Genomic DNA, 19,064 nt, shown 5'->3' on the forward strand with positions numbered 1-19,064 from the left:
AAATTGCACTAATTATTTTGGGTGCAAATATAACGCATAACAATACGTACTATTGCCTGTAGGTTTCTTTTTTAGTAAAGTTTTTTTATAAGAAACAGTTTGTAAAATTACTTTTCTAATAATGAGTAAATTACTTTATCTACAAAACGTCCTCCATGAAAATCAGATTCTTTAAAATGGGCTTCTTTTACAAAACCGCATTTTTGCAGCACTTTTTCAGAAGCAATGTTCTCAGGATCAATAACGGCTTCTATCGAATGTAATTTTAAATCTTCAAAACCAAATCTAATTAATCGATTTACAGCTTCAGAAACTATTCCTTTTCCATGAAATTCAGGTAACAAAATATATCCAATTTCAGAGCGATAGTTTTCCGGCTGCGTTCTGTAATAACCAATAATACCAAGTAATTTAGGATTGTCTTTTAATGTAATTGCCCAATTTATTCCAGTATTCGCTGTTATTTTGCTATCAATCTCCGCAATAAGTTCAAGCGCTTCATCGGTGTTTTTTAATAAAGGTCTTGGAATGAATTTCATCGTTTCAGGATTCGAACGTATTTCGAAAACTGCATTTGCATCATCATTTGTAACTCTTCTTAATATTAAACGTTCCGTTTCTATAACTGGAAATGGATTAAAATTGAATTCTAACATTTCTTTACTTTTTATAATATTTGTATACTAAATTTTGCTTGGAAAGACTGATCAGCATCCAAAACTAAGACACCTTCTTTTTCAAATAAATCACCGGAGTTTTCAGGAGTGTCCGAATATCCTAACCAAGGCTCAATACATATAAATGGAGCATTTTCCTTGGTCCAGATTCCTAAACTGGGAAAATCGGCAAAGGCAACTTTTATATAAGGTTTTGAGTTTTCAAGGATTGTAAGAGAATTTGATTGTAATGTTTTAAAAATTAAAGCATCGTTTTCAAATAATTTATAGTTTAAAGGAACTAAATTATTTGTCGTTTCTAAAGTTTTTGTTTTGTTTGATATTAAATCATTTTCCAAAAGATTATATTCCAGAATTTCCTTTTTCTCAAAATCAAGTGAATAATTTTCAAAAGCATCAGGCAAAGCAATCGCAGGATGTGCTCCAATAGAGAAAGGCATTTTAGTATTGCCTTCATTAATTACTTTGTATTCGATATCTAATGTTGATTCTTGAAGCGTATAAATAAGTTGCAATTCGAATTGAAAAGGGTATTTTTTTAATGTTTCATCAGTATATTTTAAGGAAAAAACAGCCCTGTTTTCGCTTTTTTCAATCAATTGAAATTCCATATCACGAGCAAAACCATGTCGTGGTAATTGATATTCAACTCCGTTAATCGTATAAGTATTGTTTTTTAAAGTCCCTACAATTGGAAAAAGAACAGGAGAATGCTTTCCCCAGAAATCAGGATTGCCTTCCCAGATAAATTCTTTGTTCTGATTGTTTTTTAATGAAAAAAGTTCTGCACCTGAATGTTTTATGGATGCGCTTATCTTTGAATTTGAAATAGTTGTGTTCAATTTTTTACAGTTGAAATAAATTAATTTTATAGAAACGTAAATGTATTTGATAAATTTTATTTTTCTAAGAAAAAGCTTTAAAATATTTTTTTGATAAAATTTCGCTAAAATTAAATTTATCTTTTATGTTTTCTCTGTAAATAGCTTTTTTTTTCATTAATTTGCTACATAAACAGCTAAAAAATATGAAAAAGCATTCCTTTAAAGGCCTTTTAACCATGGCTTTCTTTGTTGGAATTTCTTCTGTTTGGGCGCAACAAGCACCATCTTCAACAGCAGTAAATCCAGTTAACAATTATAATTATCATGATGCATTTGCACCACATTTTTACACTAAAAATGGTACATCTACCAGATCTGCAAGTGGTCAGCCAGGCGTTGAATATTGGCAAAATAGGGCTGATTATCAATTAACAGCAAAATTAAATGGAACAACAAATGAAATTGTTGGTACTGACGAAATTACGTATACTAATAATAGTCCGGACAAAATGTCTTTTGTTTGGATGTATCTAGATCAGAATTTATTTAAAGAGGATTCAAGAGGAAATGCCGTTGTTCCATTAACAGGAAGCCGTAATGGAGCTCAAGGTCAGGTTTTTGATGGTGGAAATAAAATCAAATCAGTAAAAGTAATTTCTATTGGAAAGAAAAAAACTGAAGTTGAGGCAAAATATGTAATTACAGATACCAGAATGCAAATTTTTCTTCCTGAAGAATTAGCCTCAAAAGGTGCTGCTGTAAAAATTAAAATAGAATTCTCTTTTATCGCTCCTTTTGAAGGTTCTGATAGAATGGGAGTTTTACAAACTAAAAACGGTAAAATTTTCACCATTGCACAATGGTATCCACGTATGTGTGTGTATGATGATGTAAGAGGCTGGAACACTGCTCCTTATTTAGGTGCATCTGAGTTTTATCTAGAGTATGGAGATTTTGATGTAAAAATCACAACTCCTGCAAATCATTATGTTGTAGGTTCGGGAGAACTATTAAATGGAGCAGAAGTATTGCCTGCTGAACAATTTAAACGTTATAAAGAAGCTTCACAAAGTGATAAAACAGTTACGATTCGTTCTGCAGACGAAGTTGCTGCAACTGCAAATACAAACGCTACAGCAGAGAAAACCTGGCATTATCAAATAAAAAATGCTCGTGATTTTTCTTGGGCATCGTCTCCTGCTTTTATTTTAGACGGAGCAAAAATTAACTTGCCAAGCGGTAAAAAAGCATTGGCATTATCTGCTTATCCAGTAGAAAGTGCCGGACAAGATGCGTACAGCCGTTCTACTGAATATGTAAAAGCAGCAATCGAAAATTACTCTAAAAGATGGTTTGAATACCCTTATCCGGTAGCGACAAACGTAGCAGGAAATGAAGGTGGAATGGAATATCCTGGAATTGTTTTTTGCGGATGGGAATCTAAAGGAAAAGATTTATGGGGAGTTACGGATCATGAATTTGGACACATTTGGTTTCCTATGATTGTAGGTTCAAACGAGAGATTGTTTGCATGGATGGACGAAGGTTTTAATACTTTTATCAATTCATTAAGTACCGCAGAATTTAATAAAGGCGAATATAATGATGAGCCAACAGATTTGCATAAAAACGCAGAACCTTTTACAAGACCTGATCTTGAAACCATAATGAGTTCTCCTGATAATATGAAGGAAGCTAATATTGGAATGTTGTGTTATTTTAAACCAAGTTCAGGACTAATAATTTTAAGAGAACAAATATTAGGTAAAGAGCGTTTTGATACTGCTTTCCGCACTTATGTAGAACGTTGGGCTTTTAAACATCCTCAACCTGATGACTTTTTCAGATCTATGGAAAACGTTGCCGGTGAAGACCTAAGCTGGTTTTGGAGAAGTTGGTACGTTAATAACTGGCGTTTTGACCAAGGTGTTAATTCAGTTAAATATGTAAAAAACGATCCGTCAAAAGGAGTTGTAATTACAGTTGAAAATTTCGATAAAATGCCAATGCCAATCGTTGTAGATGTTAAAACAAAAAGTGGTAAAGTTTCCAGAGTTACCGTTCCTGTAGAAATTTGGCAACGTAACAACGTTTGGTCTTTCAAACATAATTCAACCGAAGAAATTGAAAGTATAACACTTGATCCTGATCACGTTTTTCCAGATCATAATGAAGCAAATAATGTTTGGACAGCGGGAAAAGGTACACTGGAGAAAGATGTAATTTTAGATGGCTATTTAGGGACATATTCAACTGCTAAAGCACCGCTTAAAATTGAATTTACCGAAAAAAACAGCACGCTAAATGCTGAGATTACAAATTATCCAAAGTTTCCTGTATCTCCTGTAGAGAATGAAAAAGATACATTTCAATCAACTAGTGCTGGGTTAAAATTCAAGTTTAATGAAGCAAAAACAAGTTTTGATATGATAATTTTAGGTAGCGGACAATCAATTCCGTTTACTAAGAATTAGAAATATAAATTTGTAAAATATTTAAAACCCGATAGTTAAACGATAACTATCGGGTTTTCTTTTTTAACTCCTGAGCCTTAAGAAAAACCTTAGAAGCTTATTAACTTAGCAACTTAGTACCTTTTAAAAAAAAAAATAACATTACATTAAAAAAATGTTAGAATTTTAATTTTTTGTTTTGCGAATAAAAAAATAGTGTACTTTTGCACCGATGAATAAAATAAGTTTACATATAACTTCTTTGTCACGGACAAACTCACCTGTAACATCTCCCGAAGTACGGATACTATCTCTATAGTATTCACAGAGTTTTTCGCCGCGTATTTATTTATATTCATTTTTCATTTTGAAATCACACCATTTGTCCATTGGACAAACATATCCTAAAAGTATATATTATTTTCTAAATTTTCTAAATCAATGTTTTGATTTTGAGAATGTTACTGCATTTTTGTCTATTTTTATTGGATTGATTTCTGGATTTCAAACTAAACAATACGTTTTAATTTTTAACTCTAACTTCAACTTTTGAAATGAAAATCTCTATTGTTGTTACTCAGGAAGAACACTTCAAATTCGCACAGGAAATTTGCGATACAATAGAATCATCTGCCTTATTAAGAGGTACAGGGATTGCTAAAAGAACTCCTGAATACATTCAGAAAAAAATGTCGAGCGGTGATGCGATGATTGCTTTAGCAGATGGAAAATTTGCAGGTTTTTGTTATATCGAAAGTTGGCAGCACGGAAAATTCGTAGCGCATTCAGGTCTAATCGTACATCCGGATTACAGAAGTTTAGGTTTGGCAAAAAAGATCAAATCAAAAGTTTTTGATTATTCCCTAAAAAGATATCCTGATGCTAAAATATTTGGGATTACAACCGGTTTGGCTGTAATGAAAATCAATTCTGATTTGGGATACAAACCTGTGCCATTCTCTGAACTTACAACAGATCCAAGTTTTTGGTCAGGCTGTAAAACCTGTACCAATTACGAAATTCTGAAAAGCAAAGAAAACAAAATGTGTCTTTGTACCGGAATGTTGTACGATCCAAAAGAAAAACAAAAAGATCCGCCAAGACACCCTTTCAACGAAGCTGTTTTGAGCAGATTGAAGAAAATAAAACAAGCCTTATTCTTAAATAAACTATTGTCGTTTATTTTTTTAACCTAAGAATAAATTAAAAAAGAAATCTCAAACTTGCTACATACGAAAGTATTAGCCTAAATTATAGAAAATGAAAAAAGTTGTATTAGCTTATAGTGGAGGATTAGATACCTCGTATTGTTTGAAATATTTAAAAAATGAAAAAGGATACGAAGTTCACACCGTACTTGTAGATACAGGAGGATTTGATGAAGAAGAATTATCAGCAATTGAAAAAAGAGCCTACGAATTAGGAAGCGCACAACATACAAATCTTACAATCGTAGACAAATACTATGATAAAGCTATAAAATATTTGATTTTCGGAAATGTATTAAAAAATAATACTTATCCATTATCAGTAAGTGCAGAACGTGTTTTTCAAGCAATTGAAGCTATTAAATATGCGAAGAAAGTAGGAGCAAGCGCAATTGCACACGGAAGTACAGGTGCAGGAAATGATCAAATTCGTTTTGATTTAATTTTCCAAACTATCGCTCCGGAAATTGAAATTATTACCCCAATTAGAGATTTAAAACTTTCAAGACAAGAAGAGGTTGATTATTTAGCTCAAAACGGAGTTCACTATTCTTGGGAAAAAGCACAATATTCGATCAACAAAGGACTTTGGGGAACAAGCGTTGGAGGAAAAGAAACCTTAACTTCAAGCCAGCCATTGCCAAGTGAAGCATATCCTTCGCAATTGCAAAAAGAAGGCGAAGAAAAAGTGACTTTACATTTTGAGCAAGGAGAATTAGTTGCCTTAAACGGCAAAAAAGATGTTCCGGAAAAGAATATTGTAAAGCTAGAAAAATTGGCAAATGCGTACGCAATTGGTAGAGATATTCACGTAGGTGACACTATTATCGGAATTAAAGGAAGAGTTGGTTTTGAAGCTGCTGCACCGTTAATTATCATCAAAGCGCACCATTTATTAGAGAAACATACACTTGGTAAATGGCAGCAATATTGGAAAGAACAATTAGGAAACTGGTACGGAATGTTATTTCACGAAGGTCAGTTTTTAGATCCTGTAATGCGTAACATCGAAACTTTTTTGCAAGACACACAAAAAACAGTAAATGGTACCGTAACCGTTTCGTTAAAACCATATCATTTTTCGCTTGACGGAATTGAATCTAAAAATGATTTAATGAACACAGGTTTTGGTCAGTATGGCGAAATGAACAACGCATGGACATCTGATGATGCAAAAGGATTTATTAAGATTTTAGGAAATGCCCAAAATATATTTTCATCTGTAAACCATTTAGATCATGATTAATGTCGGAATAATTGGTGGTTCGGGCTACACAGCCGGAGAACTTATCAGAATATTAATGTATCACCCCAATGTAAATATTGATTTTGTTTACAGCACAACAAATTCAGGCAAACCACTTTCTGTGGCGCACCACGATTTGATGGGAGATATTGAAATGAATTTTACTGATATTGTAAATCCGAATGTAAATGTTGTTTTCTTGTGTTTAGGTCACGGAAAATCAATTTCGTTTTTGCAGGAAAATCAATTTGCAAGTCATACAAAAATCATTGATTTAGGAAATGATTTCAGATTGAACAAAGACGCTCATTTTGAAGGAAAAGATTTTATTTACGGTTTACCCGAATTGAATAAAGCAGATATCAAAAAAGCAAATTATATTGCAAATCCGGGTTGTTTTGCTACAGCAATTCAATTGGCTTTGTTGCCTTTGGCGAAACATGATTTGTTGAATAATGATGTTCATATAAATGCTACAACCGGAAGTACCGGAGCAGGAGTAGGACTTTCAGAAACTTCTCATTTTAGCTGGAGAAACAACAATATGTCGCATTATAAAGCTTTTGAACACCAGCATTTAGGAGAAATCGGTGAAAGTCTGGTTCAATTGCAGGAAGATTTCGAAAGTGAATTGCTTTTCATTCCAAATAGAGGAGATTTCCCAAGAGGAATTTTTGCAACTTTATATACGATATCAGACGAAAGCCTGGAACAAACCGTTGCAAAATACGAGGAATTCTATAAGAACGAACCGTTTGTAACCGTTACAACGACAAACATCAATATGAAACAAGTCGTTCAAACCAACAAATGTATTATCAGTTTATTGAAAAAAGGAAACCGGATTTTAATCACGTCAATTATTGATAACTTAACCAAAGGAGCTTCAGGACAAGCGATTCAAAACATGAATTTGATGTTTGGACTGGAAGAAACCATCGGTTTACATTTGAAACCAAGCGGATTTTAGGAAAAAAGTAAAAGGTTAAAAGTTAGATGTTAAACGTCTGTGTGCAACTTCTAACTTTTAACAAATAACATTTAACTTTCAAGAAATGAATTTATTTAACGTATACCCACTTTATGATATAACACCTGTAAAAGCATTAGACTGCACAATTACAGACATTAACGGGGTGGAATATTTAGACTTATATAGCGGACATGGTGTAATTTCGATTGGCCATACGCAACCTGATTATGTGGCGAAATTGAAAAATCAATTGGATCATTTAGGATTTTATTCGAATGCAATTCAGAATCCTTTGCAGGTAGAATTGGCTCAAAAATTAGGCAAGCTTTCAGGATTAGAAGATTACGAATTGTTTTTATGCAGTTCCGGTGCTGAAGCAAACGAAAACGCATTGAAATTAGCTTCTTTCCATAACGGAAAATCAAGAATTGTAGCATTTCATAATTCTTTCCACGGAAGAACTTCTGCAGCCGTTGCCGTTACAGACAATAAGAAAATCGTTGCACCAATAAATGCACAACAAGTAGTAACTTTTTTACCTCTAAACAAAATCGAATTAGTAGAAGCTGAACTTGCAAAAGGAGATGTTTCGGCTGTAATTATTGAAGGAATTCAAGGAGTTGGAGGTTTGGACGAAGGAACAACAGAATTTTTTCAAGCTTTAGAAAAAGCATGTAAAAAGCATGACGTAGTTTTGATTTTGGACGAAGTACAATCAGGATATGGAAGAAGTGGAAAATTCTTCGCTTTTCAACATCACGGAATCAACGCTGATATTATTTCGGTAGCAAAAGGAATGGGGAATGGATTTCCGGTTGGAGCCATTTTGATTTCTCCAAAATTTGAAGCAAGTTTCGGATTACTAGGAACTACTTTCGGCGGAAGCCATTTATCTTGTGCAGCTTCAATTGCGGTTTTGGATGTAATCGAGAAATTGAAATTACAAGATAATGTAAACGAAGTTTCGGCTTATTTCTCAGAACAAATCAAACAAGTTCCGGGAATCAAACAAGTAAAAGGAAAAGGCTTAATGCTGGGAATTGAATTTGATTTTGATGTTGCGGCATTAAGAAAAAAACTAATTATCGAAAAACACATTTTTACTGGAAGTGCCAATAACAAAAATCTATTAAGAATTTTGCCACCATTAACGGTAAAGAAATCAGATATTGATACTTTTATTGTAGCTTTAAAAGAAAGTTTAGAAGAGCTTCAAAATTAAGTTATCTCAACATTAAACCTGTCGGGTTTAGGACACAATCTGAATAAATTATCCTAACAGGTTTTCAAAACCTGTTAGGTATAAATAAAGTTTCAATTAAAAGAAACAACCAAAAAACAACCAACTATAAATTATGAATCCATTATCAATTGAAAAACGAAATCTGGTTTTGCGATCTATGGCAAAGCTGGTCGAGCAGGAGCGGAGTCAAATTATTCTAACCAATCAGGAAGATTTGCTCGCTTACGACGGTTCAGATTTGGCAATGGAAGAACGCCTGAAAGTAGATGATAAAAAAGTCGATGAGATGATTTTATCCTTAAACCAATTAGCTTCTCAGGAAGATCCAGTTGGAGTAGAGCGTTTTCATTTTGTTCATGATAATGGAATCAAAGTAATCAATAAAACGGCAGCATTCGGAACAATTTTAATTATATATGAATCTCGTCCGGACGTTACAATCGAAGCTGGCGGAATTGCTTTTAAATCCGGAAATAAGATTTTATTAAAAGGAGGAAAAGAAGCTTTAAAATCAAACTTAAAAATTGTTGATTTATGGCATCAGGCTTTAGAAGAAAATGAAGTTTCTAAAGATTGGGTAGAATATCTGAATTATAATCGAACAGAAACACAGGGTTTTTTGGAAAAACCAACTCAAAAAGTAGATTTAATTGTTCCAAGAGGCGGAGAAAAATTAATTGAGTTTGTCAAGCAACACGCCACTTGTCCGGTTATCGTAAGTGGACGTGGAAATAATTTTGTTTACGTTCATAAAGATGCAGATACAGATTTGGCTTTAAAAGTAATTTTGAATGCCAAAACTTCTAAAATCTCAGCTTGTAATGCAGTTGATAAAGTTTTAATAGATTCTAAATTGCCAAATTTTGAAGGTTTTACAGCTATTTTAATCGAAGAATTAAAAGAATATAATGTTGAAGTTATTGTTGACGATTCCCTGAAAAGTTTTGAAGATACGGAAACACTTCAAAATGAAGATATTTGGTACGAAGAGTTTTTAGATTATAAAATTGTAATTGGAAGCATTGATTCTGAGGAAAATGCCATTGAAAAAATAAATAAATACTGTGGAGGACATTCTGCCGTAATTATTACCAGAGACGATAAAGCAGCACAGGAATTTATGGATGCCGTTGATACCGCAGCCGTTTATCAAAATGCCTCAACTCGTTTTACTGACGGAGGACAATTTGGTCTTGGCGGAGAATTAGCGATAAGCACAGACAAATTACATCAAAGAGGACCAATTGGTTTACAACATCTTGTGACGAACAAATGGTACGTTTATGGAGATGGACAAATAAGATGATTTTAGAGTTCAGATTGTAGATTGATGATTTTTGATTTCAGATTATTGGAATTTGAAATTTGAAAAATTGGAATTTATATAAAGATTAAGCTTTGTGAACTCTGTGTTTTTCAGCGCTATCAAAAATAAAAAAAACTTAGCGACCTCTGCGGTTAAAAACATCGCAGTTAAAAAGAAACTTAGTGCCTTTGCGCCTTCGTGGCAAAACCAAAACCAAATGAGAAAAAAACGAATTTTATTAAAAATAGGAAGTAATACTTTAACCAAAGAAACCAACCATATTTCGCGGGGAAAGATTGAAGATATTGGTATGCAGATTGCCGCTTTAAACAAAGATTACGAATTTGTAATCGTAAGTTCAGGAGCAATCGCAGCAGCAAAACAATTTGTAAAACTCGAAAGCAAAGGCAAAGAAATCGCCTTAAAACAAGCTTTGGCATCAATTGGGCAACCACATTTAATGCGGATTTTCCATGAGAATTTTAGTGATTTAGGATTATTGACATCACAATGTCTACTTTCATATTCGGATTTCGAAAAAGATCAATCTAAAGTCAATATTGTCAATACAATCAATGTTTTAGTCGAGAATAATTACATTCCGATTATTAATGAAAATGATACTGTTGCCACAGATGAGATTCGGTTTGGGGATAATGATAAATTAGCGGCTTTAACAGCCGTTCTTTTAAATGTTGATATTCTGATTATTGCCACAAATACAAACGGAATTTACACTAAAGATTCCATTCATGATGAAAACCCTGAAACGATTAAATTAGTAAATGATTTAAAAGTATTAGAAAAAGAAATCGGAGAATCAAAATCATCACACGGAACAGGGGGAATGCAGTCAAAAATCGAAGCCGCCGGAATTGCGAAAGCAGCAAATATAGAAACCTGGATCGTCAACGGATTAAATGATAATTTTATTTTAAAGGCATTGCAGAATGAAATTCCCTTTACTAAGATTATGTGATTATGACGCGGATGATACGGATTCGCTTTGCGAAGACGCTGATTTAAACGGATTTTATATTTGTGTTTAATTTTTAAGTAGTATATTTCGTTCAAAATTAGAGAATGAAATTATTACACCAAGAGTTAACCGATGTCATTATTAAAACTTTTTATGAAGTTTACAATGAATTAGGATATGGATTTTTAGAAAAAGTTTATCAAAATTCCTTGTATTTGGAATTAAAAAGCAAAGGCCTTAAAGTTGAAGCACAAAGGAAGATCAATGTTTATTATAAAGGAATCGAAGTTGGTCAATATTACGCCGACTTGATTGTAGAAGATTTAGTCATATTAGAATTAAAGGCAGCAGATTGTATAGTGGCAGCCTTTGAAAATCAAATTTTAAATTATTTAAGAGGAACAAATTGCGAAGTAGGTTTGCTTTTAAATTTTGGAAAGAAACCAGAATTTAAACGGAAAATATTTGAGAACAGTAAAAAAGTAAGAATATAAAAAATCCGTGTAAATCCGCGTCTTCGCGATAGCGAATCAGTTTAATCCGCGTCTAAACCACGCAACAATAAAAAAGAAAAAATGAATTATATTTCAATAAAAGATATCGACTCATTATCAAAATGGGTAAAAAGCGCATTAAAAATCAAAAAGAACCCGCTTAAAAATCAAGATTTAGGGAAAAACAAAACTTTAGGAATGTTATTTTTTAATCCGAGTTTAAGAACGCGTTTGAGTACTCAAAAAGCCGCTATAAATTTAGGGATGAACGTTATGGTGATGAATTTTACCAACGAAGGATGGACATTGGAGTTCGAAGATGGCGCTATTATGGATTCCGGCGCTTCAGAGCATATTAAAGAAGCGGCAGAAGTAGTATCTCAATATTGTGATATTATTGCTATTCGTGCTTTTGCAGGTTTGGCTGACAAAGAAAAAGATTATGCCGAAACAGTGATTTCGGGATTCTTGAAACACGCTACAGTGCCAATCGTGAATATGGAAAGTGCCGTTCGTCACCCAATGCAGTCTTTGGCAGATGCCATTACGATGGAAGAATACAAAACAAAACACAAACCAAAAGTAGTGCTTTCGTGGGCTCCACATCCAAAAGCGTTGCCTCAGGCAGTTGCCAATTCATTTGTAGAAATGATGCAAATGCAAAAAGACATGGATTTTGTAATCACACATCCCGAAGGTTACGAATTAAGCCCGGAAATCACAAAAGACTGTAAAATCGAATACGACCAAAACAAAGCATTTGAAAATGCCGATTTCGTTTACGTAAAAAACTGGAGCAATTTCAACGATTACGGAAAAGTAACCAACATAGATCCAAGCTGGACGGTGACAGCCGAAAAAATGGCTTTAACCAACAATGGAAAATTCATGCATTGTCTCCCAGTGCGTCGTAACGTAATTGTGAGCGATGAAGTAATCGACAGCGAAAATTCAATCGTAATTCAGCAAGCGAATAACAGAACGTATTCGGCACAATTAGTTTTACAAAAGATTTTAAAGAAGTTGTAAATAAAGGTGCAAAGTTGCAAAGGTTCAGAGGGACAGAGGTTTAATAGCCTTGAGAAAACCTTTGAACCTTTGTTCCTCTGAACCTCTGAACCTAAAAATATGATAACCGTAATAAAAATTGGTGGAAATATAATCGATAATCCAACCGAGTTAGAACAATTCTTAACTGATTTTTCTAAAATCGAAGGCTATAAAGTTCTCGTTCATGGAGGCGGAAAATCGGCTACAAAAATGGCTCAAAGTATTGGTTTGGTTCCTCAAATGATTGAAGGCCGCCGAATCACGGATGCTCCAATGCTAGATGTTGTGGTAATGATTTATGCCGGACAAATCAACAAACATATTGTAGCGCAATTACAAGCGAAAGATAATAATGCAATTGGTTTTTCAGGAGCTGACGGGAATTTAATTCAATCGACAAAACGAAATCACCCAACAATAGATTACGGATTTGTAGGCGACGTAAAACAAGTTAATACATCTTTATTAAAAACGCTTTTGGAAGCCGGAATCGTCCCCGTTTTCTGCGCCATCACACACGATAAAAACGGACAATTACTAAACACAAATGCCGATACCATTGCAAGCGAATTGTCAATTGCTTTGTCTGAAGTTTTTGATGTTACGCTAACGTACTGTTTTGAAAAACAAGGTGTTTTGCAGGATTCAGAAGATGATAATTCTGTAATAACAGAAATAAACAAAACATTATACAATAAACTAAAAGCCGAAAAAGTAATTCATTCCGGTATGATTCCGAAACTGGATAATTGTTTCAACAGTTTATCAAGAGGCGTTCAGAAAATCAAAATTGGACATCATAAAATGCTTCAAAACCCAGACGTTTTACATACAACGATTACATTATAAAGATATAGCCACGAATTACACAAATTTTCACGAATTAAAATTTAAAAAAATTAGCGAAAATTTGTGCAATTCGTGGCAAAAAAAATAGATGGCGCAAGGCATTTTAAATATTAATTTAAGAAATTTGCGCAAATTAAAAATGTCACAGATTTAATTAAAAACTTTGTGACTTCGTGCCTTCGCGGCAAAGAAACCATAACTATGAAAAATATTGCAACGCTTACTCGGGAAGCAATTAGTTTATTAAAAAGCCTTATCGAAACACCTTCATTTTCTAGTGAAGAAGATCAAACAGCACTTTTAATAGAAAATTGGTTCAATCAAAACGAAATTCCTTTTAAAAGAGAAAACAATAATGTGTGGGCTTTCAATAAATATTTCGTCGAAAATAAACCAACACTTTTACTGAATTCACACCACGATACGGTAAAACCAAATCAGGCATACACAAACAATCCGTTTAAAGCCATCGAAAAAGACGGAAAATTATTCGGATTAGGAAGCAATGATGCCGGAGGATGTTTAGTTTCGTTATTGGCGACTTTTGTTCATTTTTATGAGAATGAAAACTTGCCTTATAACATTGTAATTGTGGCTTCTGCCGAAGAAGAAAGCAGCGGAAAAAATGGTTTAAATAGCGTTTTAAAACATTTGCCAGAGCTGGATTGCGCCATTGTTGGAGAACCAACATTAATGCAATTAGCTGTGGCTGAGAAAGGTTTATTAGTTCTTGACGTAAAAGTAAAAGGGACGGCAAGTCATGCAGCGCATCAAAACGATGATAATTCATTATACAAATCAATTCCGGTAATGGAATGGTTTAAAAATTATAAATTCGATAAAATATCTGAGGTTTTAGGTCCCGTAAAAATGACCGTAACGCAGATTAGCGCGGGAAAACAACATAATGTTGTGCCATCAGAATGTGATTTGGTAGTCGATATTCGCGTAACAGATTGTTATTCAAATACTGAAATTTTGGATGTTGTAAAAGCCAATGTAAATGCTGAAGTAACACCAAGATCAATGCATTTAAACGCATCATCTATTCCGGTTGCGCATGATTTGGTTCAAGCGGGAATTGCTTTAGGAAGAACGACTTATGGCTCGCCAACACTTTCAGATCAATCTGTTTTGAGTTGTCAGTCTTTAAAACTAGGACCAGGAGAAACCTTGCGGTCACATTCAGCAGACGAATTTATTTTCATTAACGAAATTGAAGAAGGAGTCGACTTGTATATCAAAATACTAACCGATTTCTTTAAATTATAATATTAATTAGGAGCTATTTCCCGCTATCCGTTCCAATCTTTTCCTGGCTAAAGAAGCCAGAAAAAGGATTTCCACTACTATCGGGGCTAGAAACACCAACAGTATAAACAACGACATTAGAATAAATTAGAAAATATAAACATCATAAGATCCAAAAATCTAAGAAGTCTAACAATCTAAGAATCTAAGAATCTATCCCGAAGCTTCGGGACTAAAAATCTACCTATGAAACTTTGGGAAAAAGGAATTGCAACAGACAAACAAATCGAACATTTCACCGTTGGTAACGATCGTGAACTGGATTTAGTTCTCGCGAAATACGATGCTTTAGGATCTATCGCACACGCCAAAATGCTTGGGCAAATTGGGTTATTAACTGAAGAAGAAACCACTTCTTTGGTCGATGCTTTAAACGAAATTATTGCGGACGTTGCAAAAGGAAACTTCGAAATCGAAGACAGTTTTGAAGACGTGCATTCCAAAATAGAATATTTACTGACCGTAAAATTGGGCGATGCCGGAAAGAAAATTCATACCGCTCGTTCTCGTAACGATCAGGTTTTAGTCGATGTTCATTTGTATTTAAAAGACGAATTAAAGGCAATAAAAGAACAAGTAAAAACATTGTTTGATTTGTTAATGGAATCGGCAGAGAAACACCAAAATGTTTTATTACCAGGATATACGCATTTGCAAATCGCAATGCCATCGTCATTCGGAATGTGGTTTTCAGCTTATGCCGAAAGTTTGATTGATGATGTAACGATGTTAAACGCAGCATTAAAAATCGTAGATCAGAATCCGTTAGGTTCTGCAGCAGGTTACGGAAGTTCGTTTCCAATCAACAGGACTTTTACAACTCAGGAATTAGGTTTTGAAACACTAAAATTTAACGCCGTTGCAGCACAAATGAGCCGTGGAAAAGCAGAAAAAACAGTTGCTTTTGCAATGAGCAGCGTTGCAGCAACTTTGTCAAAATTTGCAATGGATGTTTGTTTGTACATGAGCCAAAATTTTGATTTTATCAGTTTGCCGGCACATCTTACAACAGGTTCGAGCATTATGCCACACAAGAAAAATCCCGATGTTTTTGAGTTAATCAGAGGAAAATGTAACAAGATTCAGGCACTTCCATACGAAATCACTTTAATCACGAATAATTTACCCAGCGGTTATCACAGAGATTTGCAGCTTTTAAAAGAAGGTTTGTTTCCTGCACTTCAAAACCTGAAAGCGTGTCTGGATATTGCGATTTTCTCGGTAAAAGATATCACAGTAAAAGACAATATCTTAAAAGATAAAAAATACGATTACTTGTTTACAGTAGATACTTTAAATGAAATGGTTGTTGCCGGAATGCCGTTTAGAGATGCATATAAAGCCGTTGCTGAGCAATTGGAAGCGGGAACTTATCAATCGCCAAAAGAAACAAAACATACACACGAAGGCAGTATCAATAATTTATGCCTGAGCGCAATTAAAGACAAAATGAAAGAAGCTTATTAATAAATAAGTGACAAGATAAAAGTTAACCACTAAACAAAACGCCGAATCGAAGATTCGGCGTTTTGTTTTGAGTAAAATCTAAAATCTAAAATCTAAAATCTAAAATCTAAAATCTAAAATCTAAAATCTAAAATCTAAAATCTAAAATCTAAAATCTAAAATCTAAAATCTAAAATCTAAAATCTAAAATCTATCCCGAAGTCTCGGGACTTAAATCTAAAATCATCTTACAAAAAAAAAGTGAAATACTAAATCAAAAAGACTATTTTTGATTTGCACTTTTATAAAAGTAAATATGAATAAGTTTGATGACCAAGCCACTAAGTTGCTTCTGGATAGAAATCTAATAACGGAAAATCAGTATCAGGAAATTACTTCCTATCGCAATTTGAATATCTTCTCGCTAAATGCGGAGTTGAAATTGTTTCTCTATTTGTCGGTTTTGTTATTTACATCCGGAATTGGAATTTTGATTTACAAAAACATTGACAGCATTGGACATATTGCAATTCTTTCTTTGTTATTAATTGTTATTGGAGTTTGTTTCTATTACTGTTTTAAAAACGCAAAAGGCTTTCAGAAAACAGAAACCACTTTTGAAAATCCGGTTTTAGAATATTTGGTTTTAGCGGCTAATATTTTGACTTGTATTTTCATTGGTTATCTGCAATTTCAATACAAACCATTCGGAACGCATTACGGATTAGCAACTTTAATTCCAACAGTAGTCAGTTTCTTTTGTGGGTATTACTTCGATAATAAAAGTGTTTTAACGATTGCTATCACAGGTTTGGCAGCTTACGTTGGACTTTCTGTAACACCTCAGGATTTATTAAATAATAGTAATTTTTATGCAGATCCAACTTTAAGTTATTCTGCAATAATTCTGGGAGCTTTGCTTATTCTGTGGACAATTTACAGCAACCGAATTCAGCTGAAAACACATTTCAATTTAATCTATCTCACATTTGCTTTGCATATTATTAGTATTGCATCAATCAATAGTTTGGTCGATTATTACAATGATAGTTTATGGTTGATTTTCGCTTTTGTTCTGGCGGGTTCCTCTTATTATTTTTATAAAGTAAGTCATGAACTTAAAGCGATTTCACTATATGTTTTTATGATTGTCTATGCTTATATTGGTATCAATATAGTGTTGTTCAGAGTTTTTGAACATATTGATTTTAGTGATATCTGGATGTTATTCATTTTTATGCTGCCTGCTTATTTCATTGGTTCAATAGTATTATTTATTAAACTTATTAAAAACTTCAATAAAGAAATTGCCGAATGATAGTACACGAAAAACAATTTTTAGATGATTTGGCTTTGCTGGAAGAAGCAAATTCTTTGCAAAATGCAGGATTTATAAGTAAAGAGCAAAAAGATTTAATTAAAAAGGAATTACCGGATTTTAAAAACCACAGCAATATCTTAGTGCGTTTAGGATTCTTTTTATTGGGGGCATTTTTGTATATATCGATATGTGGAGCAGTTTCATTAATTGGTCTGGGTGGTGAACAGTCCTTTTTTAAAATTTGTTGTTATATTTTTGCTGCAATTGGTTTTGGCGGAGCAGAAGTATTGGCCAATCAAAAATATTACGGACACGGTTTAGATGATGCTTTTTGTTTGGGAGCACTTTTAAATGTGGGATTTGCAATCGGAATTTCCACAGATGGATATGAATTAATAATTGCAGTTTTCGTTGCAATTGCTGCCTTCATAATATACAGAAGGTATTTGCATTTACCGTCGTTGCTTGTTTTTTGTCTAGCTTCTGCAGGCGTTTTATTTTATGGATTATTTGAATTTGGAGCAATCGGAAAGACAATTTTGCCATTCGTGGCGATGATCGTTTCAGCGGTATTTTACTTTTTTGCTAAAAAATCAATTGATAATCTTAAGGAAAGCTATTATTACAATGGGCTTTTGTTAGCCAATAGTTTTTGTCTGATTCTCTTTTATCTTTCTTGTAATTATTTGGTAGTAAGAGAACTTTCGGTAATGCTTTTAGGAAATGAAATTCTTCCTGGGCAAGACATTCCGTTTGCTATCTTTTTCTATGCTTTTACATTCATCGTTCCAATAGTTTATTTGATACAGGCTTTAAAAACGAGAGATAGAATCATGCTTTGGATTAGCTTTTTAGCTATCGGATTTTCTATTTATACCATTAGATTCTATTATTCGGTTTTACCGATAGAAGTAGCGCTTACACTTGGCGGACTGGTTTTATTCGCAATAGCGTATTTTTCGATTAGAAAATTAAAAGACAATGAAGTTGGTTTGACTTTTAAACCGGACAGAATTAATAATTCGAATGCAATTTTAAACGCAGAAGCCTTAATCGTAGCTTCAACTTTTGGAATGAAACCACAAGCAAAACCAGCAGATTCTCCAATGGATTTTGGTGGTGGAGGATTTAGCGGCGGAGGATCCGAAGGAACTTTTTAAATTATTTACCATTAAGATATTAAGATTCATCAAGAGCAAAGCTTAATTTTTCTTAATATCTTAATGGTAAAAAAATAACTTTAATGTTATACTTTTTCTTTAAGTGCCACTGCATCAATATCGCTGTGTGAAACATCGTAAACGGCTTTTCCATTTTTGATTAAAATCAATTGAGGAGATTCATGATAAACGTTGAATTTATTTGCAATCTCATTTGAAATATCACGGTGCGCAATTAAATCTAAAAAATACGCATCAACAGTTTCATTTAAATCAAATTCACGTTCAAATTGTTTCAAAGCCATTCGGCTAATACTACATCTTGTGCTGTGTTTGAAAATGACAACCGGCTTTTCGTTTGAGAGAGCTTCAATTTCTGATAATTGTGCTATATCGGTTAATTCTATCCAATTTACATTACTTTTTGGAGTGTCTGTATTCTCTGAATTTCCGAAGATTGAATTTAAAAAACTCATATTTTGACGTGTTTTATGACTTTTTGGCGTTAAAAATTGGTTAAAAAC

Annotated in this window: 17 protein-coding genes; 14 read left to right on the forward strand and 3 right to left on the reverse strand. The window is 33.5% G+C overall.

Annotated elements, in window-relative coordinates; genetic code table 11:
• Positions 1 to 107: 107 nt before the first annotated feature.
• A complete protein-coding gene (locus tag EAH81_RS00205) occupies positions 108 to 656 on the reverse strand; it encodes a GNAT family N-acetyltransferase (protein ID WP_140502216.1) in 549 nt (182 codons plus the stop codon).
• An 11-nt stretch (positions 657 to 667) separates the two neighbouring features.
• Entirely contained in the window at positions 668 to 1,519 is an 852-nt protein-coding gene (locus tag EAH81_RS00210) for an aldose 1-epimerase family protein (RefSeq protein ID WP_140502217.1), read from the reverse strand.
• Between the two features lie 185 nt (positions 1,520 to 1,704).
• Here EAH81_RS00210 and EAH81_RS00215 point away from each other — a divergent pair, with 185 nt between their 5' ends.
• The 14 genes from EAH81_RS00215 (at position 1,705) to EAH81_RS00280 (ending at position 18,540) form a co-directional block, all read left to right on the forward strand.
• Positions 1,705 to 3,975 carry a M1 family metallopeptidase gene (locus tag EAH81_RS00215; RefSeq protein WP_140502218.1) on the forward strand — a complete coding sequence of 757 codons (2,271 nt, stop codon included), beginning with the start codon at positions 1,705 to 1,707 and terminating at the stop codon, positions 3,973 to 3,975.
• Positions 3,976 to 4,508: 533 nt separating this feature from the next.
• A complete protein-coding gene (locus EAH81_RS00220) occupies positions 4,509 to 5,150 on the forward strand; it encodes a GNAT family N-acetyltransferase (RefSeq protein WP_089350989.1) in 642 nt (213 codons plus the stop codon).
• 64 nt (positions 5,151 to 5,214) lie between these two features.
• Complete coding sequence (locus tag EAH81_RS00225) at positions 5,215 to 6,408, forward strand: argininosuccinate synthase (protein ID WP_140502219.1); 1,194 nt, start codon at positions 5,215 to 5,217, stop codon at positions 6,406 to 6,408.
• On the forward strand, positions 6,401 to 7,378 hold the full coding sequence (gene argC / locus EAH81_RS00230; protein ID WP_140502220.1) for an N-acetyl-gamma-glutamyl-phosphate reductase: 978 nt from the start codon (positions 6,401 to 6,403) through the stop codon (positions 7,376 to 7,378). The genes EAH81_RS00225 and argC overlap by 8 nt, the downstream gene beginning before the upstream one ends.
• An 85-nt stretch (positions 7,379 to 7,463) precedes the next feature.
• Positions 7,464 to 8,603 carry an aspartate aminotransferase family protein gene (locus EAH81_RS00235; RefSeq protein ID WP_140502221.1) on the forward strand — a complete coding sequence of 380 codons (1,140 nt, stop codon included), beginning with the start codon at positions 7,464 to 7,466 and terminating at the stop codon, positions 8,601 to 8,603.
• 133 nt (positions 8,604 to 8,736) lie between these two features.
• Positions 8,737 to 9,930: a glutamate-5-semialdehyde dehydrogenase gene (locus tag EAH81_RS00240; RefSeq protein WP_140502222.1), complete on the forward strand. Its 1,194-nt coding sequence runs from the start codon at positions 8,737 to 8,739 to the stop codon at positions 9,928 to 9,930.
• A 217-nt stretch (positions 9,931 to 10,147) separates the two neighbouring features.
• Positions 10,148 to 10,909: a glutamate 5-kinase gene (gene proB, locus EAH81_RS00245; RefSeq protein ID WP_140502223.1), complete on the forward strand. Its 762-nt coding sequence runs from the start codon at positions 10,148 to 10,150 to the stop codon at positions 10,907 to 10,909.
• A gap of 104 nt (positions 10,910 to 11,013) precedes the next feature.
• Positions 11,014 to 11,403 (forward strand): GxxExxY protein, encoded by a 390-nt coding sequence (locus tag EAH81_RS00250; RefSeq protein WP_140502224.1) that lies wholly within the window; start codon positions 11,014 to 11,016, stop codon positions 11,401 to 11,403.
• Positions 11,404 to 11,484: 81 nt separating this feature from the next.
• Positions 11,485 to 12,432 carry an N-acetylornithine carbamoyltransferase gene (locus EAH81_RS00255; RefSeq protein WP_140502225.1) on the forward strand — a complete coding sequence of 316 codons (948 nt, stop codon included), beginning with the start codon at positions 11,485 to 11,487 and terminating at the stop codon, positions 12,430 to 12,432.
• A gap of 99 nt (positions 12,433 to 12,531) precedes the next feature.
• On the forward strand, positions 12,532 to 13,302 hold the full coding sequence (gene argB, locus EAH81_RS00260) for an acetylglutamate kinase (protein ID WP_140502226.1): 771 nt from the start codon (positions 12,532 to 12,534) through the stop codon (positions 13,300 to 13,302).
• 201 nt (positions 13,303 to 13,503) lie between these two features.
• A complete protein-coding gene (locus tag EAH81_RS00265) occupies positions 13,504 to 14,574 on the forward strand; it encodes a M20 family metallo-hydrolase (protein ID WP_140502227.1) in 1,071 nt (356 codons plus the stop codon).
• Between the two features lie 225 nt (positions 14,575 to 14,799).
• Complete coding sequence (argH, locus tag EAH81_RS00270) at positions 14,800 to 16,080, forward strand: argininosuccinate lyase (RefSeq protein ID WP_140502228.1); 1,281 nt, start codon at positions 14,800 to 14,802, stop codon at positions 16,078 to 16,080.
• A 295-nt stretch (positions 16,081 to 16,375) separates the two neighbouring features.
• On the forward strand, positions 16,376 to 17,377 hold the full coding sequence (locus tag EAH81_RS00275) for a DUF2157 domain-containing protein (RefSeq protein WP_140502229.1): 1,002 nt from the start codon (positions 16,376 to 16,378) through the stop codon (positions 17,375 to 17,377).
• On the forward strand, positions 17,374 to 18,540 hold the full coding sequence (locus EAH81_RS00280; protein ID WP_140502230.1) for a hypothetical protein: 1,167 nt from the start codon (positions 17,374 to 17,376) through the stop codon (positions 18,538 to 18,540). Before EAH81_RS00275 ends, EAH81_RS00280 begins: the two co-directional genes overlap by 4 nt.
• An 86-nt stretch (positions 18,541 to 18,626) precedes the next feature.
• On the opposite strand, the gene ytxJ is transcribed toward EAH81_RS00280, so the two are convergent.
• Positions 18,627 to 19,016: a bacillithiol system redox-active protein YtxJ gene (gene ytxJ, locus EAH81_RS00285; RefSeq protein WP_140502231.1), complete on the reverse strand. Its 390-nt coding sequence runs from the start codon at positions 19,014 to 19,016 to the stop codon at positions 18,627 to 18,629.
• Between the last annotated feature and the right edge of the window lie 48 nt (positions 19,017 to 19,064).

This window comes from Flavobacterium pectinovorum (genome assembly GCF_006438875.1).
In the GTDB taxonomy this organism is placed as follows: Bacteria; Bacteroidota; Bacteroidia; order Flavobacteriales; family Flavobacteriaceae; genus Flavobacterium; species Flavobacterium pectinovorum_A.

Excerpts from the sequence above, each read along its gene's own strand:
- EAH81_RS00215 (WP_140502218.1), top strand. The coding sequence starts at position 1,705 with ATGAAAAAGCATTCCTTTAAAGGCCTTTTAACCATGGCTTTCTTTGTT.
- EAH81_RS00225 (WP_140502219.1), top strand. The coding sequence starts at position 5,215 with ATGAAAAAAGTTGTATTAGCTTATAGTGGAGGATTAGATACCTCGTAT.
- argB (WP_140502226.1), top strand. The coding sequence starts at position 12,532 with ATGATAACCGTAATAAAAATTGGTGGAAATATAATCGATAATCCAACC.
- argH (WP_140502228.1), top strand. The coding sequence starts at position 14,800 with ATGAAACTTTGGGAAAAAGGAATTGCAACAGACAAACAAATCGAACAT.
- ytxJ (WP_140502231.1), bottom strand. The coding sequence starts at position 19,016 with ATGAGTTTTTTAAATTCAATCTTCGGAAATTCAGAGAATACAGACACT.
- EAH81_RS00235 (WP_140502221.1), top strand. The coding sequence starts at position 7,464 with ATGAATTTATTTAACGTATACCCACTTTATGATATAACACCTGTAAAA.
- EAH81_RS00205 (WP_140502216.1), bottom strand. The coding sequence starts at position 656 with ATGTTAGAATTCAATTTTAATCCATTTCCAGTTATAGAAACGGAACGT.
- proB (WP_140502223.1), top strand. The coding sequence starts at position 10,148 with ATGAGAAAAAAACGAATTTTATTAAAAATAGGAAGTAATACTTTAACC.
- EAH81_RS00220 (WP_089350989.1), top strand. The coding sequence starts at position 4,509 with ATGAAAATCTCTATTGTTGTTACTCAGGAAGAACACTTCAAATTCGCA.
- EAH81_RS00255 (WP_140502225.1), top strand. The coding sequence starts at position 11,485 with ATGAATTATATTTCAATAAAAGATATCGACTCATTATCAAAATGGGTA.
- argC (WP_140502220.1), top strand. The coding sequence starts at position 6,401 with ATGATTAATGTCGGAATAATTGGTGGTTCGGGCTACACAGCCGGAGAA.
- EAH81_RS00250 (WP_140502224.1), top strand. The coding sequence starts at position 11,014 with ATGAAATTATTACACCAAGAGTTAACCGATGTCATTATTAAAACTTTT.
- EAH81_RS00275 (WP_140502229.1), top strand. The coding sequence starts at position 16,376 with ATGAATAAGTTTGATGACCAAGCCACTAAGTTGCTTCTGGATAGAAAT.
- EAH81_RS00265 (WP_140502227.1), top strand. The coding sequence starts at position 13,504 with ATGAAAAATATTGCAACGCTTACTCGGGAAGCAATTAGTTTATTAAAA.
- EAH81_RS00240 (WP_140502222.1), top strand. The coding sequence starts at position 8,737 with ATGAATCCATTATCAATTGAAAAACGAAATCTGGTTTTGCGATCTATG.
- EAH81_RS00280 (WP_140502230.1), top strand. The coding sequence starts at position 17,374 with ATGATAGTACACGAAAAACAATTTTTAGATGATTTGGCTTTGCTGGAA.